We start from the raw sequence: 22565 nt of genomic DNA, 5'->3' as shown, positions 1-22565 counted from the left end.
GAATTCCGGGCCACTGTTCATGCGGCCTTTTTTCCAGGAGGCCCGTCATGAACCTGCATCAGTTTGCCGAAACCCACGACGTCACCAACCAGCCACCGTCCCTGGACGGCACCAACCTGTATCGCATCGACTTGCCTTTGCAGGAATGGTCACGCCGCTTTGGCGCCGGCTGGGCCCAAGCGCGCATTGATGCCTACGGCGCGCTGGCGGGTGGGCCGTTGATGGCAGCCGGCTTCCTGGCCAACCAGAACAAACCGGTGTTCAGCAGCCATGACCGTTATGGCCATCGCATTGACCTGGTTGAGTTTCACCCGGCTTATCACGAGCTGATGCGCACCGCCGTCGAGCATGGCCTGCCGTCGTTGCCGTGGGCCCATCCCCAGGCGGGCGCCCATGTGGCGCGTGCGGCGATGACCTACCTGCACAGCCAGGCCGAAGCCGGCAGCGGCTGCCCGCTGACCATGACCTTCGCCTGCGTCCCGGCCCTGCGCCTGCAACCGGAGCTGGCGGACCTCTGGCTGCCTAAAGTCCTCAGTACCCAATACGACCCCCGCAATGTCGGCATCGCCCACAAGGCCGGCGCTACTATCGGCATGGCCATGACCGAGAAGCAGGGCGGCACCGACGTGCGCGCCAACACCACCCGCGCTTACCCCGTGGGCGCGAGTGGCCCTGGCCAAGCCTACGAGTTGGTGGGGCATAAGTGGTTCTGCTCGGCACCGATGTGCGATGGCTTTCTGACCCTGGCCCAGACCGACAAGGGCCTGACCTGTTTCCTGCTGCCCCGGCACCGCCCGGATGACACGCGCAACGAGTTCTACATCCAGCGCTTGAAGAACAAACTCGGCAACTGCTCCAACGCCTCCAGCGAAGTGGAATTTCGCGGCGCCCTGGCGTGGATGGTCGGTGAAGAAGGCCGCGGCGTTCCAACCATCATCGAAATGGTTGCCATGACCCGCTTCGATTGCATGGTCGGCTCCAGCGCCTTGATGCGTCAGGCGCTGACCCAGGCCAGCCATCACTGCGCTCATCGGCAGGTGGGTGGCCGCGTGCTCAGCGAGCAGCCGCTGATGCAGAACGTGCTGGCCGACCTGGCCCTGGAAAGCGAAGCGGCCCTGGCCTTGAGCCTGCGCATGGGGCGCGCCCTGGATCATCTTGATGATGAACATGAAGCCAAGTTCGCCCGGCTGGTCACGGCCGTGGGCAAGTACTGGATCTGCAAACGCGCGCCCGCGATGATCAACGAAGCCGCCGAATGCATGGGCGGCGCCGGGTATGTGGAGGACAGCATCCTGCCGCGCCTTTACCGCGAGGCACCGGTGAATTCGACGTGGGAAGGTTCCGGCAATGTGCAGTGCCTGGACGTATTGCGTGCCCTGTCCAAAGAGCCGGGGGTACTGGAGGCGTTGTTTGTGGAGCTGGGCGATGGCCACGGCGACAAGCGGTTGGCGCGGCATATCGAGCAGTTGAAGGCGGCATTCATGGACACCCAGGACATCCAGTATCGGGCGCGGCAACTGACCGAGGACATCGCCCTGGCGTTACAGGCCAAGTTGTTGCTGGAGGCGGGTAATGCGGCGGTGAGTGATGGGTTTATCGCCAGCCGGTTGGGTGAGTCGTCGGGGCGGGTATATGGCACCTTGCCGCGTGGCGTCGACGTGGAAGCAATTGTCGCCCGCTCAACCCCGCAATCGCTCTGAATAAACACAATCCAAATGTGGGAGCTGGCTTGCCTGCGATAGCGGTGGTCCAGCCAGCAATTATGTAGCTGATAGACCGCTATCGCAGGCAAGCCAGCTCCCACCTATCAACGCATTCCACTTCTGGTGTTTCGGTGAGGCCTGGATACAGGCAAGATAAAGGCCTGCAAGTCAGAACACAGGATGCTTACCGTGACCGAAGCTTTTGTTGTCGTTAAAACCGCCGAAGAAGCCGTGGACCGGCTGGCGGCGCTGCATGAGCGTGCCACTGGCGCGCTCAACCAGGCGCTCAAGCAATACCTCAAGGACCGCGTCGAGCCCGACGCCGAGCAGCGCGCATTGTTTCGCTACCCGGAACTGCGCTTGACCTACCACTGCCACGGTGAAGTCCCCCAAACCACTCGGGCGTATGCCAAGGTGCAACTGCCGGGGACCTACAGCGTCACCGTGACCCACCCGGCCGCGTTCCGTAAGTACCTGCTGGAGCAACTGGTGCCGCTGATGCACGACTTCACCGTCACGGTGGAAGTAGGCGTCAGCCAGCAGAACATTCCATATCCGTACGTGGTGGAGCAGGGCGATGAACTGGCCGGCTCCGGCGTCACCGCCGCGACCCTGGCCCGTGTATTCCCCAGTACCGACTTGTCCGCCGCCACCGACGGCATTGCCGATGGCCTGTACGACTGGGAAAACACCGACCCGCTGCCCCTGGCCCTGTTCGATGCCGCCCGTGTGGATTTTTCCCTGCGCCGCCTGGTGCATTACACCGGCAGCGACTGGCGCCATGTACAGCCGTGGATCCTGCTGACCAACTACCACCGCTACGTGGACCAGTTCATCCTGCATGGCCTGGAGCAACTGCGCAGTGACCCGCGTTTTATCCGCATGGTGCTGCCGGGCAACGTGGTCATCGACAAGAGCATGGACCACGGCGAAGCCTCGGCCATTGCCGCCGGCGTGGTCTGGCACCGCTACCAGATGCCGGCGTATCACCTGCAGGCCACTGACGGCCACGGCGTGACCCTGGTGAACATCGGCGTGGGCCCGTCCAACGCCAAGAACATCACCGACCACCTGGCCGTATTGCGCCCGCATTGCTGGCTGATGATCGGCCACTGCGGCGGCTTGCGCCAATCCCAAACCATCGGCGACTACGTACTGGCCCACGCCTATATGCGCCGCGACGGGATTCTGGACCGTGTAGTACCGCCGAACATCCCGATCCCGGCCCTGGCCGAAGTGCAGCTGGCGCTTCAGCAAGCGGCGGCGAAAGTCACCGGCGAAAAAGGCGAAGAGCTGAAAAAACGCCTGCGCACCGGTACCGTGCTGACCTACGACGACCGTAACTGGGAACTGCGCTGGGCCCAGGAGCGGCCGCTGATCAACCTGTCTCGCGCCGTGGCCGTGGACATGGAAAGCGGCACCATCGCCGCCCAAGGTTACCGTTTGCGCGTGCCTTACGGCACCTTGTTATGCGTATCCGACAAGCCGCTGCACAGCGAGATCAAGCTGCCGGGTTCGGCCAACGCGTTCTACGAGCGTGCGGTCAGCCAGCATTTGAAGATCGGCATCGAGGCGGTCGACCTGTTGCGCACCGAACTCAACTCGTTGCACTCGCGCAAACTGCGCAGCTTCGACGAACCGCCGTTCCGCTAAGCGGTTGGGATGGTCATTTGGCGGTCAGGCCACTAGCATTGTCGGTCCTGACCGTTAGATGTTCCTTTGCCATGTCCCGTCCTACCCGTCCCGATTCGCGCCGCCCAGGCGTGAAACCTTCGCAGCCTGTTCGACGTGTCGCCAAGGCGCCACCGGCCGAGCCGAAGCTGATCCTGTTCAACAAACCGTTCGATGTGCTGACCCAGTTCAGCGACGAAGGCGGGCGCGCGACGCTCAAGGATTTTATCGATATTCCCGGTATTTACCCGGCGGGGCGCCTGGACCGTGACAGCGAAGGCTTGCTGCTGTTGACCAACGATGGCCAGCTTCAGTCGCGCATCGCCGATCCCAAGCACAAATTGGCGAAAACCTACTGGGTGCAAGTGGAAGGTGAGCCGACTGAAGAACAGCTGCAACGTCTGCGCGATGGTGTCGAGCTGAACGATGGCATGACCTTGCCTGCCGAGGCTCGGCAACTGGATGAACCGGCGTTATGGCCGCGCAACCCGCCGGTACGCTTTCGCAAAAGCGTGCCGACGCATTGGCTGGAGTTGGTGATTCGTGAAGGGCGCAACCGTCAGGTACGGCGCATGACCGCAGCAGTGGGCCTGCCGACGCTGCGCCTGGTGCGCGTGCGCATTGGCGACTGGTCTATCGACGGCCTGGATCAAGGCCAATGGAAGGCAGTGCCGGCGCGCTTATAAGGCGCCGGATTCAATCAGGCCGATCACCACGCTCTTGATGATGAACGCTGCCACACCAAGGCCCAACACGAAAAACAGGATGAACGAACCAAAGCGCCCGGCCTTGGATTTCTTCGCCAGGTCCCAGACGATGAAGCCCATGAAAATGATCAGGATAGTGACCAGGCCGGTCATCATCCATTCTTCAAACAGGGCGGGGTCGATGTTGTTCATGGGACTCTTCCGACAAGACAAGCGAGCAGTATACGGCAGCGTCACAAACGCAACATTGACCTGAGTCCTACACCATCGAACTGTGGGAGCTGGCTTGCCTGCGATAGCGGTCTGTCAGGTACCGTGATGCAAACTGGCCCGCCGCCATCGCAGGCAAGCCAGCTCCCACCGTTGTTCTCAGGTGCGCAGGTGGGTCAGGGGCAGTTCGGTGCTGTTGAGCACTTGGTTCAGCACAAAGCTGGAACGCACGCTGGTCACCCCTTCGATCCGGGTCAGATGCCCCAGCAGCAATTTTTGATAGTGATCCATGTCCGGCACTACCACCTTCAACTGGTAGTCCGCATCCATCCCGGTCACGAGGCTGCACTCCAGCACTTGCGGCAGGGTGCGGATGGCGGCCTCGAAATTCTCGAAGCGTTCCGGCGTGTGACGGTCCATGCCGATCAATACATAAGCGGTGAGGCTCAGGCCGAGCATCTTGCGGTCGAGCAGGGCGACCTGGCGGGCGATGTAGCCGTCGTCCTCCAATTGCTTGACCCGGCGTGAGCAGGGCGAAGGCGACAGGCCGATGCGTTCGGCCAGCTCCTGGTTGGAGATCCTCGCGTCGCGCTGCAATTCCGCCAGAATACTCAGGTCGTATCGGTCAAGCTTGCTCATTGGGTTGGCCTTTGTCGTAACTATTGCGGTTAATTATCCATGAAGGGTTAAAAATTGCGCAAGCACTGTTTATTGACGCAATCTTCGCAATCCTCTGCCCGCCCGGCACGCCTATGATTACCAACAGAATCACCGCCTGGACAACAGTCCACCGCAACGCGCCCAATCAGGCCCGTTGCGGCCGCCGCCCCAGCAGGGTTGAGCCGGCCTCCAGGCTGCACACTGTCCACAAGACGGCGTGAGGTGAGCCAACGTCAAAAGCGTTGAGCCAGGACGAAATTCTCAAGGGGTGGCCGACGGGTCACCCCTTTTTCTTTGTGCGCGTTTTGCCTTCAGAAAATAGTTCTCGTGACTGATAACCTGTCTCAGAACCGGGCGAGGCTTTTCCAGTCTCATGATCAAGCCCCAATCCGCAGTGAGGAAAAGCATGAAGCGCATCTGGCGTATGGCAGGTGTTGGTTTGCTGGTGGTCAGCGTCGGCTCCCAGGCGATGGCCGACGAACGCGATAACTCACCGGGCCAGGGGCAACGGCCTGAGCACAATCAGCCACGCCCACAAAACCCGCAGGGTGATCGTGGCGGCCAGCACGAGGGTGGCCAATGGCAGGGTCGGCCTCAAGGTCATGAGCCGGGGCGACCAGCACCGCAACCGCAACCCTCCAATAACCTGCCGATCCAGGGCCGGCCCGATACCGCGCGCCAGACCCAGGAGCCGCGCCAGGGTTATTACCGTGATATTCCCAGACGCCCCGATGACAACCGGCATTGGGAGGCCGGCGGCCCCGGTTCGCGTCCGGGTAACGATCGCCCCGGTGATAACCGCTGGCCAGGCCGCCCCGACGGGCATGGCAACGGCTGGGGCCCGGGCCCGCAACATCGCCCTGGTTATGTCATCGACCGTTTTCCCGACCGCAATTACCGCGTGCCTTACCGTGGCCAGGACTACTTTTTCTCCGGTGGCTACTGGTATCGCCCCCAAGGCCCGCGCTACGTGGTGGTGACGCCGCCCTACGGCATCCGCGTGCATTACCTGCCGGACTACGCACGTGAAGTGTGGGTAGGCGGCTCGCTGTTGTTCCTCGCCGCAGGCGCCTATTACGCCTACGAGCAAAGCACCCAACAATACGTGGTGGTACAACCTCCGACGCAGGTGCCATCACCTCCGCCGACGCCTCAAGGCAACGGTTATGACGTGGTGGCTTACCCGGCCAACGGCCAGTCGCCAGCCCAGGTACAGCAGGACGGCTACGACTGTTATCGCTGGGCGGTGCAACAAAGTGGCTTCGACCCGCGCACCGTCACCTACGCCCCGGACCCTGCGGTGGTGCAAACCTACCGCCAGGCCCAGGGCAACTGCCTGGGCAGTCGGGGGTATCAGGTGCAGTACTAGGCCTTGTTACCGGTGACCACTTCCCGTGGGTCGGCGTGCACCAGCACTTCGGCTTTCGGGTATTCCCGGTGAATGGCATCGGCGGCCTGGTCGCTGATGCCATGGGCCACCGACAGCGTCAATTCCCCCGGCAACTCCAGGTGCAACTGCACAAACCAGTGGTTGCCGGAAACCCGCGTACGCAAGTCGTGGGCACCCAGTACGCCGGGCACGCCACGGGCCAGATCCAGCATGTGCTGGCTGACATCCGGCGGTAGCTCTTCATCCATCAACACCGCAAAGCTTTCCCGGGCGATCTGGATCGCGCTCCACAGAATGTAAGCGGCGATTCCCAGGCCGAACCAGGCGTCGACCTGATGAAAGCCAAAGCCTGCCAACACCAGCGCAATCAGGATGCTGCCATTGAGCAGCAAGTCTGAGCGGTAATGCAGCGAGTCGGCACGCACCGCGTTGGAGCCGGTCTCGCGCACCACGCGGTGTTGCAGCATCAGCAGGGCCATGGTCAGCCCCAGCGACAAGATAATCACGCCGATACTCAGCCACGGTGCGCCGACCGGCTCCGGATGCTTGAGCCGTTCATAGGCCTGGAGCGCAATCAGTACCGCACTGCCGGCGATAAACAAGGCTTGCGCCATACCCGCCAGCGACTCTGCCTTGCCATGCCCATAACGATGATCGTCATCGGCGGGGCGCAGGGCGTAATGCACCGCCAGCAAGTTCAGCAGCGAGGTCACGCCGTCGAGCAGCGAGTCGGTCAACCCGGCGAGCATGCTCACCGAGCCGCTGAGCCACCAGGCGATGGCCTTGGTCACAATCAACACACAGGCCACGCCCACCGAGGCGCGGGTGGCTAGGCGCAAGAGCCTTGCGTGTTCGGGGCTGCTGGTCATGAGCTGTCCTTACGCGGCAGGCTGCGGGCCCAGGGCCGCCAGTTGCTGCACGCTGCCCCTGAACTGGATCAGGCGTGGGTCGTCCAGCGGCAAGGTGCGGCCGGTTTCTTTCTGGATGATGCTTTGCAGCTTGGCGTTATCGACCTTGCCGTCAGCGCCGATGGCTTCGTGCAGTTTCTCGGGGGCGACCTGGGCGGTCTTGCCCGGTTCGAAGTAAATGGCGCCCGTGGCGAAGTCGACACCGAAGGCGATCAGGCCGGGGATCACATAAAACAACAGGCCGAGGGCATCGAGTACCGCGATGGTCGGGTCGATCTTGCCATCGATCTGGCCACGACGGTCGGGGTAGAAAATCGACCCGCAGGCGGTAAGTTGGCTCAGCAGGGTAACGGCGAGGACACCGCCGATGACACGGGAAGCGATACGCATGAAAAAGTCTCCTGAACATATTTAAGGGTGACTATAAGCCAGATCGGCCAGGCGCCGATGAACCAATGTGGGAGCTGGCTTGCCTGCGATTGCGACGGTTCAGGAAATACAGCGGCAACTGTCACACCGCTATCGCAGGCAAGCCAGCTCCCACCTTCGACTGCATTCACAGCCCAAAGCGTGGGTGTTTTTAAGACCCGCATCGGCACTCGGCAGTTCGCCGTTATACTCGCCGCTCTGCTTTGGAGCCAGTATGAATTCGTTGCCGATCGATGATGTTTTACCCGCCCTGCGTGACGCCTTGGCGCATCGCCATGAAGCCGTGCTGGAAGCGCCCCCCGGCGCCGGTAAAACCACCCGCGTGCCGTTGGCCTTGTTGCATGAGCCGTGGCTCGCCGGGCAAACCATCCTGATGCTCGAACCCCGGCGCCTGGCTGCCCGTGCTGCTGCCGAGCGGCTGGCCAGTGAACTGGGTGAAAAGGTCGGTGAGACCGTGGGCTACCGCATTCGGCTGGACAGCAAAGTCGGCCCCAATACGCGTATCGAGGTGGTCACCGAAGGTATCCTCACCCGCCGCCTGCAGGACGACCCGGCGCTGGACGGCGTGGGCTTGTTGATCTTCGACGAATTCCACGAGCGCAGCCTCGACGCCGACCTGGCGCTGGCCCTGAGCCTTAACGGTCGCGAGCTGTTTCGCGACGAGCAGCCGCTGAAGATCCTGCTGATGTCGGCCACCCTCGAAGGGGAGCGCCTGGCGGGCTTGCTGGATGACGCGCCGATCCTGCGCAGCGAAGGGCGCATGTTCCCGGTGCAGATGCGCTGGGGCCGGCCGTACCAGGCCGGGGAGTTTATCGAGCCGCGCGTGGTGCAAACTATCCTCGAAGCCCTGCATGACGAGCCCGGCAGTGTGCTGGTATTTCTGCCGGGGCAGGCGGAGATTCGCCGGGTCAACCAGCAACTGACTGAGGCCTTGGGAGATCGCCCTGATGTACTGTTATGCCCGTTGCACGGTGAGCTGGACCTCAACGCCCAGCGCGCCGCCATCGACCCGGCGCCGGCCGGCAAGCGCAAAGTGGTGCTGGCCACCAACATCGCCGAGACCAGCCTGACCATCAACGGCGTACGCGTTGTGATCGACGCCGGGCTGGCGCGGGTGCCGCGTTTCGACCCCGGCAGCGGCATGACCCGCCTCGACACCCAGCGCATCTCCCGCGCCAGCGCCACCCAGCGCGCCGGCCGGGCAGGGCGGTTGGAGCCGGGGGTGTGTTACCGGTTGTGGTCCGAAGACCAGCACGACGGTCTGGCCGCTTATGGCAGCGCGGAAATCCTCGCCGCTGACCTGGCAGGGCTGGCCTTGCAACTGGCCCGTTGGGGTGTGAAGCCCAACCAGTTGGTGTGGCTGGACGTACCACCGACTGCCGCGTATGCCCAGGCCCAGGATCTGTTGCAACGCCTCGGTGCATTGGACGAAGAAAACCTCACTGCCCATGGCCAGAAGATGGCCGAGTTGCCGGCTCACCCGCGTATCGCCCATCTGTTATTACGTGGCCAGGACCTGGGCCTCGCCGCCACCGCCTGCGACGTGGCAGCCTTGTTGGGCGAACGCGACATCTTGCGCGGCGGCGGTGCCGATTTGCACAGCCGCCTGGCGCTGATGTCCGGTGAAGAACGTGCGCGCGGCACCCAGGGGGGCGTGCAGCGCGCCAAGCAACTGGCCCGGCAATACCGTGGCTACCTGCGCGGCAAGGCGACCCTGCCGGTGGACAACCCCGACCACCCGCGCTGGCTCGGCGCCTTGCTGGCATTGGCCTACCCGGACCGCGTCGCCCAGCAACGGCGCCCTGGTGGCGCTGAATATCGTCTGGCCAATGGCCGAGCAGCGCTGTTTGCCGAAGCCGACAGCCTGATGAAACAACCCTGGCTGGTGATCGCCGACCTGGGCAGCCGCCAGGGCCAGCGTGAAGAGCGCATCTACCTGGCGGCGGATTTTGCCCCGGCGCTGTTCGACACGGTGCTGGCCGAGCAAGTGCGCAACGTCGACCAACTCGACTGGGACGAGCGCGAAGGCGTCTTGCGTGCCGAGCGCCAACGCAAAGTCGGTGAACTGGTGCTCAGCCGCGAACCCCTGACCGGCCTCGACGAATCCGCTCGCAGCCAGGCGCTGGTCAACCTGGTGCGCCGCAAAGGCCTGGAACTGCTGCCCTGGACCCCGGAACTGCGTCAGTGGCAAGCCCGTGTGATGCTGCTGCGCCAACTGGATGCCGGCAACACCAGCGAGTGGCCCGACATCAGTGACAAGGCCCTGCTCGCGGGCCTGGAGCACTGGCTGATGCCTTACCTGGGCAAGGTCTCGCGCCTCAGCCATTTCGCCAACCTGGATATTTCCAGCTACCTGCACAACCTGCTGCCATGGCCCTTGCCCCAACGCCTGGAAGAGCTGGCGCCGCAGCATGTGAAAGTGCCTTCAGGGTCATCGGTACGCCTGGACTACAGCGAACAGCCGCCGATCCTGGCGGTGCGCTTGCAGGAATTGTTCGGGTTGGCAGACACCCCGCGCATTGCCGGTGGGCGCCTGGCCGTGAAGCTGCACCTGCTGTCCCCGGCGCGGCGACCGGTGCAGGTCACGCAGGACCTGGCGAACTTTTGGCGCAGTACCTATGCCGAGGTGAAGAAGGATTTGAAAGGGCGCTACCCCAAGCATTACTGGCCGGATGACCCGTTGGTGGCCGAAGCGACGGCCCGGATCAAGCCGCGTAAGTAGGCGCGATGCAGTTCAAATGTGGGAGCTGGCTTGCCTGCGATCGCATCGCTGCGGTGTCACTGAAAGACCGCATCGGCGGCATCGCAGGCAAGCCAGCTCCCACAAAAGATTAAGGATGTGGGTTATTGCGCGGCAGGCAGCAGGAAGCGGGCGATAACCGGTAGATGGTTGGAAATGCGCAATGTGTCCTCCTGCCTCACCTTCGCCTCCACCCGCTTGATGCGCGGGCTGTAGAACAGATAATCCAAGGTGCGATCCGGCCCGTCCAGGCTCGGGTCATTGGGGAAGTGCGTCAGCCATTTTTCTCGATCAATCCCGCTGGACTCGCTGTTACGTGGGATCATCGGGTACTTGTCCCACAGCAGGTGCAACTCGCTGTCCGGCGCATACTGCCCACGCTTAGCCGCGTCCAGGCGCAGGTATTGGCCCAGTGGCAGCAGATTGAAATCCCCGCCGATCAACCAGGGCGTGCCCCGGCCTTCGAACTTGTCCAGCAGCTTGGCCGTGGCTTGCACTTGTTGTTGCGCTGCCGAGCGGCCAGGTGCGCCGCCGTCCAGGCGTGTATTGAGCACCGCCAGTTGGCCGCCATCGCTCAAGGGCAGGTAAGTCAGTAGCAACGCAGGTTTAGGTTGGAACTGCCGGCTGATGAAGTTGGTTTCGGCGGCCGGCAGTTGCAGGCGTTCGGCGTGTTCGATCTGGTAGCGGCTGAGCGTAGCGAGCTTGCGCCCGACACTGCCGAAGATATGCAGGCTGGGCACAAAGTCGGCCTTCCAGTCGAACGCCTGGGTGCTGCATGGGTAGAGGTCGACCAGACGCTCCTGCAACAGCGCAAGCTGGTCCTGATAATGGGAAGGCTTGGCGCCTTCGTCGACTTCCTGCAACAGCAGGATGTCGGGTTGTTCGTCGCGAATCACCCGCGCCACTTCGTCGAGGCTAAAGGCCATGTCTTCGACGGTGGGGCGATCGTCCGGGCCGCTACCGTCCGGGGTGTCGTACCAGAACACGTAGTTCTTGCCGGCCAGGTATTGCACATTCCAGGTCATGACCTTGAGCGCCTGCCCCGGCAACAGCGTAGGCGCGCGGGGTGCCACGCAGCTGACGGGCAGGGTCTCTTTGTCGGCAGGGCGCCAGGTCAGGCTGTAGATCAGCGCGGCCAGCAGGCCGGTGATGATCAACAGGCTCAACAGGGTGATGCGCAATAAACGGGTCATCGGCTCGGCTTATATGCGTGTCAGAAGAGCCACGGAGCATATCACCGCACGTCGGCGTCGCCACCGATCAGCATGAATAAACGGAACAGCACCACGCTGGTGAACAGTTGCAGGAAGCTGTGGGCGCTGTCCATCAATAGCCCCAGCAGCGGCGCCGGCTCAGGGTAGGCCGCCACGCTGGCGCCCTTGAGCAGCCACAACGGCGTCATCACACACAGCAGGCACACCAGGATGCGCCAGAAATGCCCGCGGGTCAGGCGAAAGCTTTCCTTCATCGCCTCCAGGGCGGGCATGCCGCGCAGCACCAGCAGGTATTCGGCAAACGCCAGCACCACCATCAGCCACAAGCCCGGCAGGAAATACAGCGACAGCCCCAGCAGAATCAGCAAGGTGCTCATGGCTGTCAGCAGGGCAAAACGCGGCCACAGGCTCAAGGCCATGGCCCACACGTCCTTGGTGCGCGGCGACTCGCCCCGGGTGCGGGCATCGAGAAACAGGATCAGGGCGCCGGTGTACAGCGGGTACACCAACAAACCCACGACCACGCTGTAGCCGGGAAACGCATCCGGGCCCAGCGTGTGGTCCAGCACCTGTTGCAACAAGGCTTCGAGGATCACCAACGGCAGGCACAGCTGGACGATGGCGCCCAGGTTGCGCTGGGTAAAGCGGAAGGAGTCGCGCAAAACGTCTAACGGATTCATCAGGGTCATCACAGGCCTGGAAGCAGAGGGCCACACTTTAACCGATCAGGGTCCAAGGGGCGCAAACGTAAACCTTGAGTAAAGACCATTGAAACAACTCGTAACATCCCCATAACTGGAAAGCCCCCAGCCTGATCACAGGCGGGACCGGAATTTTTTATCGGCAATCTAACGAGGTCGCCATGAACAGCGAAGAGCAAACCCTGATCGATGGACTGTTTTCACGGTTGCAGCAAGCCGAAACGGACTCAGCCCCCCGCGACGCCCAGGCCGAAGCGCGGATCAAGGAGCATATGGCTCGCCAACCCGCCGTCGGCTATTACATGACCCAGTCGATTCTGGTGCAGGAACATGCGCTGCAGAGCCTCGACGCGCAAAACAAGCAACAGGCCCAGCAGATCCAGCAATTGCAGGACGAGCTGCAACGGGCCAAGGCCACGCAACCGGCGCCGGCCAGCGGTGGTGGGTTCCTGTCGAGCATCTTTGGCGGCGGCTCCCGTGAGCCACAGCCTGCGCCGAGCAACTCCGGTGGGGGTTGGCGTGAACCGGCGCGGCCCGCTTTTGGCCAGCCGGCGCCGCAGCAGAACTACCAGCCGCCGCAAGCACCGGTCGCCGCACCAGCCGGCAGTGGCTTCCTCGGCGGCGCCATGAAGACCGCCGCGGGTGTGGCCGGTGGTGTGTTGCTGGCCGAAGGGATCAGCAGCCTGTTCCATCACAACTCGCAGCCGCAGGTGGTGGAGGAGATCATCGAACAACCGGCACCGGCCAGCGATCAAGGCAACTGGGGCAACGATGACCAACAGTTCGCCGGCAATGACAGCTGGGGCGGCAACAATGCCGACAGCGATTATTCGGACGATTCCTCATCCTTTGGCGACGACGATTCTTTCGTCTGACCCACGCAGACCGGAACGCTGCGGCGCTCCGGTCTGATTTTTTCCCGGAAACACTCCCTTGGCTGGCATACTGGCGCCCTTTCCGGGCGCTGGCGCCTGGCTGTCCATGAGGAAGTGCGGTGAAAAAAATTGCAGTGTTCGCCGATGTGCAAAACCTCTACTACACCGTGCGCCAGGCCTATGGTTGCCACTTCAACTACGCCGCTCTGTGGGCTGACATCAGCGCGCGCGGGCAGATTGTCGAGGCGTACGCCTATGCCATCGACCGCGGCGACAGCAAGCAGCAGCAGTTCCAGCAGATCCTGCGCAACCTGGGCTTTACGGTAAAACTCAAGCCGTACATCCAGCGCAGCGATGGCTCGGCCAAGGGCGACTGGGACGTGGGCATCACCCTGGACATCATGGACGCCGCCGACCATGTCGACGAGGTCGTGCTGGCCTCCGGTGACGGTGATTTCGACATGCTGCTCGAGCGCATTATCCACAAGCATGGCGTGCGGGCCGTGGCCTACGGCGTGCCGGGGCTGACGGCCAACTCATTGATACGCGCCGCCAGCCACTACGTGCCGATCGAAGGCGCGTTGTTGCTCAAATAGATCGTTGAACGGAGTAGGAACAGGTTTGGAACGCATAGCGGTCATCGACTTTGAAACCACCGGCATCACCCCCAGCAGCCACTGCCGGGCCACGGAGATTGGCGTGGTCATCCTTGAGCGCGGGCAAATCGTGGACCGCTACCAGAGCCTGATGAATGCCGGTGTGCGCATACCGGCGTTTATCGAACAACTCACCGGCATCAGCAACGCCATGCTGCGCAGCGCGCCACCGGCTGAACGGGTGATGAACGAAGTCAATGAATTCGTCGGCACCACGCCCTTGATGGCGCACAACGCCGCGTTCGACCAGAAGTTCTGGGACTTTGAGCTCGGCCTGATCCGCCGCACCCGCCTGCAGAAATTCGCCTGCTCCCTGCTCCTGGCCCGCCGCCTGATGCCGGCGGCGCCCAACCACAAGCTCGGCACCCTCAACGCCTACGCCAAACTGCCCCACACCGGCCAGGCTCACCGGGCGCTGGCGGACGCGGAAATGGCCGCTAACCTCACGGCGCACCTGGCCCAGGAACTGCGCCAGACTCATGGTTTGCGCGAGCTGTCCCATGACCTGTTGTGCACGTTGCAGAAAGTGCCTGCCGCAAAGATCAATGAACACCTGAAGAAACATCGCGGGTTCTAAGGCCTGGCGCTGATCGTCCCCACGCTCCGCGTGGGCATGCATCTGGTGACGCTCCGCGTCACGACTTTAAGAGCGGACGCAGAGCGTCCAGGGCGGCATTCCCACGCAGAGCGTGGGAACGATCAGCAAGTCGCTAAATAAGTTGACTGACACACCGCCTTCGCGAGCAAAACATCGCGGGTTCTGATCCAGCCACCCCTCTCAAGAACACTGAAGTTCCAATGTGGGAGCTGGCTTGCCTGCGATAGCGGTGTATCAGCCAGCCATTTATTGCCTGACCCTCCGCTATCGCGGGCAAGCCCACTCCCACAGGGGGTTATGCGTCGACTATCGAGGCTGTGCGCACTCCAGCGCCTGGTCCACCACCCCCTTCGCCATCTCCACCAAATGCATCACCGCCCGCTGCGGCGCCTTCATCACCTCACCCGACGCATTCGCTGTCTCCACCGCGCAGTGCAACAACTCCGCCGCATGGGCCAGGGCGTCTTCGAAGCTCAGGTTGTCATTGAGGATAAATATCGGCGCATCCGGGGCGGATGCCTTGAGGTAGTAGTCGATGGCACGACGGTGGAGCAGGGCGTCTTCGCTGAGGAAGTCGGTTTTGGGCTGGGGTGGATCGGGGGTGACTTTTTTGACCATGGTGAAACTCCTTGCTGGAAGAAGTCGACACCGTTCGCTTGCACGCGAATTAGGGTGGCAACTGTGCGTAGGTGTGCAAGACCGGGGCAAGGATCCAAACCCAGCAGGCCCGAAGGCCTCCCACGCACAGCCGCCATAACAGGCATATTGGCTGTAGGTTTATTTATGATCTTGCTTGCCATCGGACTTGCACGTCCGGTCACCGAACATTCGATGACAGAGCGAGACTAGCTACCGAATCCGACGGAAACAAGGCCGTGGGATTCTCTCGGAAACGTCCCGCAAATGAAAGGGATCGGTCTTGCTGGCCACTGAAACACGGAGGTTTTGAGGTCTCTTTCACCTGAGCGCTGAATGGTCGGTAGGCCAAATCCGGCTATGACCTAGGACCTTTCTGGTTTTCCTCTTTACTCCTCTATCGCGTCTTACTGCGACCTACCATCCCGTCTGTCACTCATGCACAGGGATTACAGTCATGCAGGAAAGCGATCTTCATACAGCGATTATGCGAAGCAAGTTGGAACTTGAATCAAATGGCATTGATCTGGGCTCCAGTTCAAGCATGGCGTTTCATGTGGGCAACACGATGACAAGCTGCCCGGCAGTCATGGTGTTGCCGAGTTCGCCAGGTTGGAGTCATGGCCCTCATTACCAGTTACTCAAGCCGATTCACGCTGACCCCGCTGTGCCGGATACGACGTTTGATGAACTCTGGAAATGTACACAGCAACACTACGGCCTCACGGCAGCCACCGTGATCACTGGCGCGGCGGGCATACCGATAAGCAAAATTGCGGTGGGTGCTTGGGTTCACGTCGGCTCCAGCAAAACCACGAACCTGGCTAGCCTGATCGGCATGCGCTTTTTCCCTCGTACATTGATCAGGCAACCCACCATGGCCAGAATGGCAAAGGCAACGTTTGGCACGGTTCGGGTATTTGGCATCATCGGGCGAGGCATACCCTTCGTTGCTGCCGGGCTTGCAGTCTTTGACCTAGTCAGTATTGGTAAGTGTGCCTATGAGGCGAGAAATGGAAGGTAGCCTGACCAGAGCCGACATCAGCGAAAAAGTGATCCAGCTATTCGTCGATATCATCGGCTTTATCGACCGAAGCGATGTGACGGAGCAAACCGATTTCATCCATGACTTCGACATCATTGATGACGATCTGACGTGCTTTGTCATGCAGATCAAGTGGCAGTTCAAGTTGCAAGCGACGCAGGAGGATTGGGATCACATCACGACCATCGAGCAGATAGTCGATCTGATCGTCCAGCGCAGATCGAGCCCTTTGTAGGAGCGAGCTTGCTCGCGAAGAACGCCAACGGACGCTGGCGTCCTGAATGCACGCGGCGCCCTCGGGTTTTTCGCGAGCAAGCTCGCTCCTACAGGGGGCGCGGCGGGCAACCGGTGAGGCCACTGGCGCCATCGCAGGCAAGCCAGCTCCCACAGTTGACCGCGTCGCTTGGGCAGATCAGCCAGCATTTTTCCCATTGGCTTCCAACTGCCCCAACGGCACCCGCCGCTCTATGGCGCTGGACAAAATAATCGAGGTCTTGCTGAAGCCGAACTTCGCTACCCGATTAATCAGGTTTTCCAGCTCGGGCATCGAGCCCACCGCCGCTTGCATGATCACGCACGGGTCGCCGGTGACGCGGTGGCATTCGGTCAGTTCGGGTATTTCCGCCAGGGCGTCGTAAACCTTTTGGCTGCCATGGTTGGTCAGTCGCAGTTCAATCACGCATTGAATCGGCAAACCCACTTTGGATAAATCCACCTTGGCCTGGTACCCGGTGATCACGCCGCTGGCCTCAAGCTTGGCCACGCGTTCGGCCACGGCGGGGGCGGAGAGGTTCACGGTGCGCGCCAGTTGCGCGTAGGAAGCACGGCCATCTTCAAGCAGGGCGCTGAGGAGCATGCGGTCGTATTTGTCCATGATAAGGCTCCGGTTGCGCATGGCTTTCGAAAGCACGGTTTATAGCCTTGATAACCATGGTTTGAGAAGTGTATTGGCGTTTTAAACAGGTTTTGTAACTTAAGTTTATCCACCTTCGTTTCTAGAATAAGTTTCCCATTTCCTGCCATAGAGCCGCCCAATGCCTGGCCCACGTCGCTTTCCCTTACCGTTGATCGCCGCCTTTTTTGCGTTGTATGTGATCTGGGGTTCCACCTACCTGGTGATCCGCATTGGCGTGGAGTACTGGCCGCCGCTGTTGCTGGCGGGGATTCGGTTTTGCACGGCGGGCGCGTTGATGTACGGCTTTCTCAGGTGGCGCGGGGTGCCGGCGCCGACCTGGCCGCAGTGGAAGGCGGCCGGGATGATCGGGATTTTGTTGCTCACCGTGGGCAATGGTGGCGTCAGCGTGGCGGAACATATGGGCGTGTCGTCCGGCGTGGCCGCGCTGGCGGTGGCGACGGTGCCGCTGTTTACCTTGCTGTGTGGGTTTTTCTGGGGCGCACGTAATACGCGGTTGGAATGGGCCGGGGTGCTGCTGGGGATCATCGGCATTGCCATGCTCAACATGGGCAGTACCTTGCAGTCGAGCCCACTGGGCGCGGTGTTGCTGTTGATGGCGGCGGCGTCCTGGGCCTTCGGCTCGGTGTGGAGCCGGCATTTGCCGCTGCCCCAAGGCGCCATGGCCAGTGCCGCAGAAATGCTCGTGGCCGGCGTGGCGCTGCTGCTGGTCAGCGCGTTGTCTGGCGAGCACCTGCAGGCCATGCCGCCGCTGGAGGGCTGGCTGGCCCTGGCGTACCTCACGGTGTTCGGCTCGATCATCGCCTTCAACGCTTATATGTACCTGCTCAAGCACGTACGCCCGGCAGCGGCGACCAGCTACGCCTATGTGAATCCGGCCGTGGCCGTGTTACTGGGGATTGTGTTCGTCGGTGAGAGCATCGGCCTGGAAGAAGCCCTGGCAATGCTGGTGATCATCAGCGCGGTGTTGCTGATCAGCCTGCCCCAATGGCGCAAGCCCAAACCCGAAATAAGGTAAACTGCCGCGCATTACGCCCTTGCGCTGAATTTTTCCTACGGTAACTACATGACTTTCGCCACCCTTGGCCTGATCGAACCCTTGCTGCGCGCCCTTGAGACGCTTGGCTACCAGACCCCGACGCCGGTGCAGGCCCAAGCCATTCCGGCCGTGCTGGCCGGTCGCGACCTGATGGCCGCAGCCCAGACCGGCACCGGCAAGACCGCAGGTTTCGCCTTGCCGCTGCTGCAACTGCTGACCCTGGAAGGGCCGAAAGTCGCCGCCAACTCGGCGCGAGCGCTGATCCTGTGCCCCACTCGCGAACTGGCCGAGCAGGTTCATGCCAGCGTTGCCGAGTACGCCCAACACCTGCCGCTGACCACTTACGCGGTGTACGGCGGCGTGAGCATCAACCCGCAGATGATGAAGCTGCGCAAAGGCGTCGACATTCTGGTCGCCACCCCTGGCCGCCTGATCGACCTGTTCCGCCAGAACGCGCTGAAGCTCAACCAGCTGCAAACCCTGGTGCTGGATGAAGCCGACCGTATGCTCGACCTGGGCTTCTCCGAAGAGCTTGCCAACATTTATCGCATGCTGCCGAAAAAGCGCCAGACCCTGCTGTTCTCCGCGACCTTCTCCGATGACATTCGCCTGCTGGCCGGGCAGATGCTCAACGACCCGCTGAGCATTGAAGTCAGCCCCCGCAACGTTGCCGCCAACACCGTCAAGCAGTGGGTGGTGCCGGTGGACAAGAAGCGCAAGCCGGAGCTGTTTGTGCACCTGATGCGCAAAGGCCGTTGGAAGCAAGTGCTGGTGTTCGCCAAGACCCGCAACGGCGTAGACGCCCTGGTGGACAAGTTGCAGGGCCTGGGGATCAACGCCGACGGCATCCATGGCGACAAACCCCAAGCCACCCGCCAACGCGCACTGGACCGCTTCAAGGCCAGCGAAGTGCAAATCCTGGTGGCCACCGATGTGGCGGCCCGTGGCCTGGATATCGAAGACCTGCCGCTGGTGGTCAACTTCGACCTGCCCATCGTGGCCGAAGACTACATCCACCGTATCGGCCGTACCGGGCGTGCGGGCAACACCGGTGAGGCGATTTCCCTGGTGTGTGCCGACGAGGTGAACATGCTCTCGGCGATCGAGATGCTGACCCGTCAGACCCTCACCCGCAAGATGGAACCGGATTTCGAGCCGGAGCACCGCGTGCCGGACACCGATGCCAGCGGGCAGGTGGTCAAGAAACCGAAAAAGCCGAAGAAGCCTAAAACGTCCGGCGGTGGCGGCAAGCGCAACCTGGGCAAGTGGGTGGACAGTGGGGAAGTGGCGCCGGCCGAGCCTTCGATCAAGCCGGTGCGCAAGGTGCCGGTGTTTAACACTGGGCCGCGTAAGAAGAAGTGATTGATCGTTCCCACGCTCCGCGTGGGAACGCATCCTGTGACGCTCTGCGTCACGAACCTAAAGCGGGACGCAGAGCGTCCCTGGCGGCATCCCCACGCAGAGCGTGGGAACGATCAGCGTTGGAGCCACTCCAACATCCCCAGCCCAGCCGTCCGGCCACTGGCAAAACAGCCGGTCAGCAAATACCCACCGGTCGGCGCCTCCCAATCCAGCATTTCCCCCGCACAAAACACGCCAGGCAACGGCTTGAGCATCAACCGCTCATCCAGCGCTTCAAACGGCACACCACCCGCCGTGCTGATCGCCTCATCCATCGGCCGCGTCCTCACCAGCGTCAGCGGCAGCGCCTTGATATCCACCGCCAATTGCGCCGGATCGGTGAAGTGTTCAGCGGGCGTCAGCTCGCGCAACAACGCCGCTTTCACGCCATCCAATCCCAACTGACTGTGCAAATGCTTGCTCATCGAACGCGAGCCACGGGGCTTGGCCAATGCGGCCTGCACCTTGTCCAGCGGCTTGCTGGGCAGCAAATCGATATGCACCGTGGCCGCACCGTCGCGGTTGATCGCTTCGCGAATCGGCGCCGACAAGGCGTAAATCAAACTGCCTTCAATGCCGGTGGCAGTGATCACGCATTCGCCCAACCGAGGCTTGTCATCCCCCAGGCCAATGGCGACGTTTTTCAACGGTGCGCCCGCGAATTTGCTGACCATCAACGCGCTCCATGCCGACACTTCAAACCCGCAGTTGCTCGGTTGCAGTCGCACATAGGGCAGGCCTTTGCCTTCAAACAGGTTGAGCCATGCACCGTCGGAGCCCAATCGCGACCAGCTGCCGCCGCCCAGGGCCAGCAGCACAGCGTCGCTGTGGACAACTTTTTCGCCGTCCGGGCTGTGGATAAGTAAATCGCCCTCGTCATTCCAACCCGTCCAACGATGCCGGGTGTGGATAACCACACCTTGCTCCCGCAGACGCTTGAGCCAGGCGCGCAGCAGTGGCGCGGCTTTCATATCGGTAGGAAATACGCGGCCGGAGGTACCGACAAAAGTTTGAATGCCCAGGCCATGAATCCATTCGCACAACGCCTCGGCGCCAAAGCTGCGCAGTAGCGGTGCCATGTGCGGCGCGCGTTCGGCGTAGCGCGACAGGAACGCCGGGTACGCCTCGGAGTGGGTGATGTTCATGCCGCCCACGCCGGCCAGCAGGAACTTGCGCCCCACTGAAGGCATGCCGTCGTACAGGTCCACGCGCACGCCCGCCTGGCTCAAGACTTCGGCGGCCATCAGCCCGGCGGGGCCGCCGCCGATAATGGAGACGTGGTGGGCAGAAGTCTGAGGCATGGGCAGGGCTACGGTGATGTGAATAGGCCGAGCATTCTACCCGACCATGACGCCGCTGCCTGATCAAAAAACGTACACTTTCCTACAGGCCATGCGGTCAAACGCTTGTAGCCGCTTACGCTCAAGTTATCCACAGGCCGTTCCACAGGCATTGTGGGTAACGCTCACACTTCAATGACAGCCTGATGACGTCCACACCCGCTGCGCGCTGTGGTGCAGGATGCCGTGGCGGCGGGCGAGGGCGGGGCGGTCCTTGCTGTAACCGCCGCCGATCACGCCCATCACCGGTATGTCGCGGCCCAGGCAGTGGCGCATCACGCTTTCATCACGGGCGGCGACGCCTGCATCTGTCAGCTTGAGGTAACCAAGGGCGTCGTCCTTGTGCACATCCACACCGGCGTCGTACAGCACCAGGTCCGGCTGGTAGAGCGGCAGCAGGTAGTTGAGCGCGTCATCCACCACCTTGAGGTAGTCGGCATCGCCCATGCCCATGGGCAGCGGGATGTCCCAGTCGCTCTGGGCCTTGCGTGCCGGGAAGTTCTTTTCGCAGTGCAGCGACACGGTGATGGCGTCCGGCGTGTCGTGCAGGATGCGTGCGGTGCCGTCGCCCTGGTGCACGTCGCAATCGAAGATCAGCACGCGATTGACCCGGCCGCTGGCCAACAGGTAATGGCTGATCACCGCCAGGTCATTAAAAATGCAGAAACCCGCCGGATAATCGTAATGGGCATGGTGGGTGCCACCGGCCAAATGGCAGGCCAGGCCATGTTCGAGGGCTTGTTCGGCGGCCAGGATCGAGCCGCCCACCGCGCGCACCGTGCGCCGGGCCAGGGCTTCGCTCCACGGCAGGCCGAGGCGGCGTTGGTCTTCGCGGGACAGTTCGCCGCTCATGTAGCGTTCGATATACCCAGGTTCATGGGCCAGGGCCAGAATATCTCCCGGGCACAACTGCGGGCGCAGCAATTGGCTGTCCTGGGTCAGGCCGGTGTTCACCAGGTGGTCACGCAACAGGCGAAACTTGTCCATGGGGAAGCGGTGGTCGGCCGGGAACTCAGGGCTGTAGTCTTCGTGGTAGATCAATGGCAAGGGCATGGGATTTTCTGACGGGAACCTGCGAAGGATCTTAACAGCGCTGTACACTCACGCACATGGCAAGGCAGGGGGACCCATGGAGCCGATACTGGAATTGGAAAGTGCACGCTTGGTGCTGCGCCAATGGCGCGACAGCGACCTGCCGGACTTTGCGCGCATGTGCGCCGACCCGCAGGTGATGCGCTACTTTCCGGCTCAATTGAGCCACTTGGAAAGCGCCGCGTTGATCGGCCGGATTCGCGGGCATTTTGCTGAATATGGCTTTGGTTTTTGGGCCTTGCAGCGCAAGGACACGGGCGAATTTATCGGCCTGACCGGGCTTGCGAATGTCAGCTTTGAAGCCGGCTTTACCCCGGCGGTGGAAATCGGCTGGCGCCTGGCCCGCGAACATTGGGGCCTGGGTTATGCCAGTGAGGCCGCCTGGACAGCGTTGCGCTGTGGTTTTGACCGCTTGCAACTGGACGAAATCCTGGCCTTCACCACCGAGAGCAATCTGCCCTCACAAAAAGTCATGCAGGCCATCGGTATGCATTACGATCCGCAGGCAGATTTTGAACACCCGAAAGTCGCAGCCGGTGACCCGCTGCGACCGCATGTTTTGTACCGCATCACCCGCGCCCAATGGTTGGACACGCTGCACGGATAAGCAGCCCGGAATGCCCTATTGATTGTAGGA

At 62.0% G+C, this 22565-nt stretch carries 23 protein-coding genes; 13 read left to right on the top strand and 10 right to left on the bottom strand.

The features are described from left to right. The first annotated feature begins 47 nt into the window (after positions 1-47). The 3 genes from MHH62_RS20640 (at position 48) to MHH62_RS20630 (ending at position 4060) form a co-directional block, all read left to right on the top strand. Positions 48-1700 (top strand): acyl-CoA dehydrogenase family protein, encoded by a 1653-nt coding sequence (locus MHH62_RS20640; RefSeq protein ID WP_038451618.1) that lies wholly within the window; start codon positions 48-50, stop codon positions 1698-1700. A 183-nt stretch (positions 1701-1883) separates the two neighbouring features. Continuing rightward, a complete protein-coding gene (gene amn / locus MHH62_RS20635) occupies positions 1884-3356 on the top strand; it encodes an AMP nucleosidase (RefSeq protein ID WP_161981173.1) in 1473 nt (490 codons plus the stop codon). Between the two features lie 71 nt (positions 3357-3427). Further along, a complete protein-coding gene (locus MHH62_RS20630; RefSeq protein WP_019818056.1) occupies positions 3428-4060 on the top strand; it encodes a pseudouridine synthase in 633 nt (210 codons plus the stop codon). Here MHH62_RS20630 and MHH62_RS20625 read toward each other — a convergent pair. Together MHH62_RS20625 and MHH62_RS20620 are read right to left on the bottom strand one after the other, a co-directional pair. Beyond that, on the bottom strand, positions 4055-4264 hold the full coding sequence (locus tag MHH62_RS20625) for a DUF2788 domain-containing protein (protein ID WP_025999909.1): 210 nt from the start codon (positions 4262-4264) through the stop codon (positions 4055-4057). The genes MHH62_RS20630 and MHH62_RS20625 overlap by 6 nt on opposite strands. Before the next feature lie 186 nt (positions 4265-4450). Continuing rightward, complete coding sequence (locus MHH62_RS20620) at positions 4451-4930, bottom strand: Lrp/AsnC family transcriptional regulator (protein WP_003194418.1); 480 nt, start codon at positions 4928-4930, stop codon at positions 4451-4453. Positions 4931-5357: 427 nt separating this feature from the next. On the opposite strand from MHH62_RS20620, the gene MHH62_RS20615 reads away from it, so the two are divergent. Next, positions 5358-6320, top strand: coding sequence for a DUF6515 family protein (locus tag MHH62_RS20615; RefSeq protein WP_198833176.1), 963 nt, complete (start codon positions 5358-5360; stop codon positions 6318-6320). Here MHH62_RS20615 and MHH62_RS20610 read toward each other — a convergent pair. Together MHH62_RS20610 and MHH62_RS20605 are read right to left on the bottom strand one after the other, a co-directional pair. Further along, a complete protein-coding gene (locus tag MHH62_RS20610; RefSeq protein WP_060766661.1) occupies positions 6317-7210 on the bottom strand; it encodes a cation diffusion facilitator family transporter in 894 nt (297 codons plus the stop codon). The two genes, MHH62_RS20615 and MHH62_RS20610, sit on opposite strands and share 4 nt — an antisense overlap. A gap of 9 nt (positions 7211-7219) precedes the next feature. After that, a complete protein-coding gene (locus tag MHH62_RS20605; protein WP_339231773.1) occupies positions 7220-7639 on the bottom strand; it encodes a polyribonucleotide nucleotidyltransferase in 420 nt (139 codons plus the stop codon). Positions 7640-7892: 253 nt separating this feature from the next. On the opposite strand from MHH62_RS20605, the gene hrpB reads away from it, so the two are divergent. Then, positions 7893-10400, top strand: a complete 2508-nt coding sequence (gene hrpB, locus MHH62_RS20600; RefSeq protein ID WP_339231771.1) for an ATP-dependent helicase HrpB — start codon at positions 7893-7895, stop codon at positions 10398-10400. A gap of 122 nt (positions 10401-10522) precedes the next feature. Here hrpB and MHH62_RS20595 read toward each other — a convergent pair whose 3' ends face one another. Then, on the bottom strand, positions 10523-11611 hold the full coding sequence (locus tag MHH62_RS20595; RefSeq protein ID WP_058410088.1) for an endonuclease/exonuclease/phosphatase family protein: 1089 nt from the start codon (positions 11609-11611) through the stop codon (positions 10523-10525). Positions 11612-11652: 41 nt separating this feature from the next. After that, entirely contained in the window at positions 11653-12312 is a 660-nt protein-coding gene (locus MHH62_RS20590; RefSeq protein WP_032873246.1) for a YciC family protein, read from the bottom strand. 182 nt (positions 12313-12494) lie between these two features. Here MHH62_RS20590 and MHH62_RS20585 point away from each other — a divergent pair, with 182 nt between their 5' ends. From MHH62_RS20585 to MHH62_RS20575, 3 genes are all read left to right on the top strand, one after another. Continuing rightward, complete coding sequence (locus MHH62_RS20585; protein ID WP_032895194.1) at positions 12495-13208, top strand: DUF2076 domain-containing protein; 714 nt, start codon at positions 12495-12497, stop codon at positions 13206-13208. Positions 13209-13327: 119 nt separating this feature from the next. Further along, a complete protein-coding gene (locus tag MHH62_RS20580) occupies positions 13328-13804 on the top strand; it encodes an NYN domain-containing protein (protein ID WP_003194396.1) in 477 nt (158 codons plus the stop codon). Between the two features lie 25 nt (positions 13805-13829). Next, a complete protein-coding gene (locus tag MHH62_RS20575; RefSeq protein ID WP_003194395.1) occupies positions 13830-14441 on the top strand; it encodes a 3'-5' exonuclease in 612 nt (203 codons plus the stop codon). A 327-nt stretch (positions 14442-14768) separates the two neighbouring features. Here the strand turns inward: MHH62_RS20575 and MHH62_RS20570 are convergent, their stop codons facing one another. Continuing rightward, positions 14769-15080 carry a DUF3077 domain-containing protein gene (locus MHH62_RS20570; RefSeq protein WP_014720050.1) on the bottom strand — a complete coding sequence of 104 codons (312 nt, stop codon included), beginning with the start codon at positions 15078-15080 and terminating at the stop codon, positions 14769-14771. Positions 15081-15555: 475 nt separating this feature from the next. Here MHH62_RS20570 and MHH62_RS20565 point away from each other — a divergent pair, with 475 nt between their 5' ends. Beyond that, positions 15556-16122 carry a hypothetical protein gene (locus MHH62_RS20565; protein WP_032873225.1) on the top strand — a complete coding sequence of 189 codons (567 nt, stop codon included), beginning with the start codon at positions 15556-15558 and terminating at the stop codon, positions 16120-16122. Beyond that, positions 16112-16378 carry an acyl carrier protein gene (locus tag MHH62_RS20560; RefSeq protein WP_019818047.1) on the top strand — a complete coding sequence of 89 codons (267 nt, stop codon included), beginning with the start codon at positions 16112-16114 and terminating at the stop codon, positions 16376-16378. Before MHH62_RS20565 ends, MHH62_RS20560 begins: the two co-directional genes overlap by 11 nt. A gap of 177 nt (positions 16379-16555) precedes the next feature. Here the strand turns inward: MHH62_RS20560 and MHH62_RS20555 are convergent, their stop codons facing one another. Continuing rightward, on the bottom strand, positions 16556-17017 hold the full coding sequence (locus MHH62_RS20555; RefSeq protein WP_014720049.1) for an Lrp/AsnC family transcriptional regulator: 462 nt from the start codon (positions 17015-17017) through the stop codon (positions 16556-16558). Between the two features lie 160 nt (positions 17018-17177). Between MHH62_RS20555 and yedA the strand changes: the two genes are divergently transcribed. After that, the gene (gene yedA, locus MHH62_RS20550; RefSeq protein ID WP_014720048.1) at positions 17178-18074 is read left to right on the top strand and encodes a drug/metabolite exporter YedA; all 897 of its coding nucleotides are present in this window, start codon (positions 17178-17180) and stop codon (positions 18072-18074) included. Positions 18075-18122: 48 nt separating this feature from the next. After that, positions 18123-19457 (top strand): DEAD/DEAH box helicase, encoded by a 1335-nt coding sequence (locus MHH62_RS20545; protein ID WP_020301742.1) that lies wholly within the window; start codon positions 18123-18125, stop codon positions 19455-19457. Between the two features lie 113 nt (positions 19458-19570). Here MHH62_RS20545 and MHH62_RS20540 read toward each other — a convergent pair whose 3' ends face one another. Together MHH62_RS20540 and MHH62_RS20535 are read right to left on the bottom strand one after the other, a co-directional pair. After that, positions 19571-20797 (bottom strand): TIGR03862 family flavoprotein, encoded by a 1227-nt coding sequence (locus MHH62_RS20540; protein ID WP_339231768.1) that lies wholly within the window; start codon positions 20795-20797, stop codon positions 19571-19573. A 171-nt stretch (positions 20798-20968) separates the two neighbouring features. After that, positions 20969-21889 (bottom strand): histone deacetylase, encoded by a 921-nt coding sequence (locus MHH62_RS20535; protein ID WP_339231766.1) that lies wholly within the window; start codon positions 21887-21889, stop codon positions 20969-20971. A 76-nt stretch (positions 21890-21965) separates the two neighbouring features. On the opposite strand from MHH62_RS20535, the gene MHH62_RS20530 reads away from it, so the two are divergent. Beyond that, the gene (locus MHH62_RS20530) at positions 21966-22535 is read left to right on the top strand and encodes a GNAT family N-acetyltransferase (protein ID WP_014720044.1); all 570 of its coding nucleotides are present in this window, start codon (positions 21966-21968) and stop codon (positions 22533-22535) included. The last annotated feature ends 30 nt before the right edge of the window (positions 22536-22565 follow it).

The organism is Pseudomonas sp. FSL L8-0168, assembly GCF_037976155.1.
GTDB classification, from domain to species: domain Bacteria; phylum Pseudomonadota; class Gammaproteobacteria; order Pseudomonadales; family Pseudomonadaceae; genus Aquipseudomonas; species Aquipseudomonas paracarnis.
Note: the sequence above shows the minus strand (reverse complement) of the source record. Positions and strands in the feature narration are given on the sequence as shown.

Coding starts and splice junctions, on each gene's coding strand:
- MHH62_RS20640 (WP_038451618.1), top strand. CDS start 48: ATGAACCTGCATCAGTTTGCCGAAACCCACGACGTCACCAACCAGCCA.
- amn (WP_161981173.1), top strand. CDS start 1,884: ATGCTTACCGTGACCGAAGCTTTTGTTGTCGTTAAAACCGCCGAAGAA.
- MHH62_RS20630 (WP_019818056.1), top strand. CDS start 3,428: ATGTCCCGTCCTACCCGTCCCGATTCGCGCCGCCCAGGCGTGAAACCT.
- MHH62_RS20620 (WP_003194418.1), bottom strand. CDS start 4,930: ATGAGCAAGCTTGACCGATACGACCTGAGTATTCTGGCGGAATTGCAG.
- MHH62_RS20615 (WP_198833176.1), top strand. CDS start 5,358: ATGAAGCGCATCTGGCGTATGGCAGGTGTTGGTTTGCTGGTGGTCAGC.
- MHH62_RS20610 (WP_060766661.1), bottom strand. CDS start 7,210: ATGACCAGCAGCCCCGAACACGCAAGGCTCTTGCGCCTAGCCACCCGC.
- MHH62_RS20605 (WP_339231773.1), bottom strand. CDS start 7,639: ATGCGTATCGCTTCCCGTGTCATCGGCGGTGTCCTCGCCGTTACCCTG.
- hrpB (WP_339231771.1), top strand. CDS start 7,893: ATGAATTCGTTGCCGATCGATGATGTTTTACCCGCCCTGCGTGACGCC.
- MHH62_RS20595 (WP_058410088.1), bottom strand. CDS start 11,611: ATGACCCGTTTATTGCGCATCACCCTGTTGAGCCTGTTGATCATCACC.
- MHH62_RS20590 (WP_032873246.1), bottom strand. CDS start 12,312: ATGAATCCGTTAGACGTTTTGCGCGACTCCTTCCGCTTTACCCAGCGC.
- MHH62_RS20585 (WP_032895194.1), top strand. CDS start 12,495: ATGAACAGCGAAGAGCAAACCCTGATCGATGGACTGTTTTCACGGTTG.
- MHH62_RS20570 (WP_014720050.1), bottom strand. CDS start 15,080: ATGGTCAAAAAAGTCACCCCCGATCCACCCCAGCCCAAAACCGACTTC.
- MHH62_RS20565 (WP_032873225.1), top strand. CDS start 15,556: ATGCAGGAAAGCGATCTTCATACAGCGATTATGCGAAGCAAGTTGGAA.
- MHH62_RS20560 (WP_019818047.1), top strand. CDS start 16,112: ATGGAAGGTAGCCTGACCAGAGCCGACATCAGCGAAAAAGTGATCCAG.
- MHH62_RS20555 (WP_014720049.1), bottom strand. CDS start 17,017: ATGGACAAATACGACCGCATGCTCCTCAGCGCCCTGCTTGAAGATGGC.
- yedA (WP_014720048.1), top strand. CDS start 17,178: ATGCCTGGCCCACGTCGCTTTCCCTTACCGTTGATCGCCGCCTTTTTT.
- MHH62_RS20545 (WP_020301742.1), top strand. CDS start 18,123: ATGACTTTCGCCACCCTTGGCCTGATCGAACCCTTGCTGCGCGCCCTT.
- MHH62_RS20540 (WP_339231768.1), bottom strand. CDS start 20,797: ATGCCTCAGACTTCTGCCCACCACGTCTCCATTATCGGCGGCGGCCCC.
- MHH62_RS20535 (WP_339231766.1), bottom strand. CDS start 21,889: ATGCCCTTGCCATTGATCTACCACGAAGACTACAGCCCTGAGTTCCCG.
- MHH62_RS20530 (WP_014720044.1), top strand. CDS start 21,966: ATGGAGCCGATACTGGAATTGGAAAGTGCACGCTTGGTGCTGCGCCAA.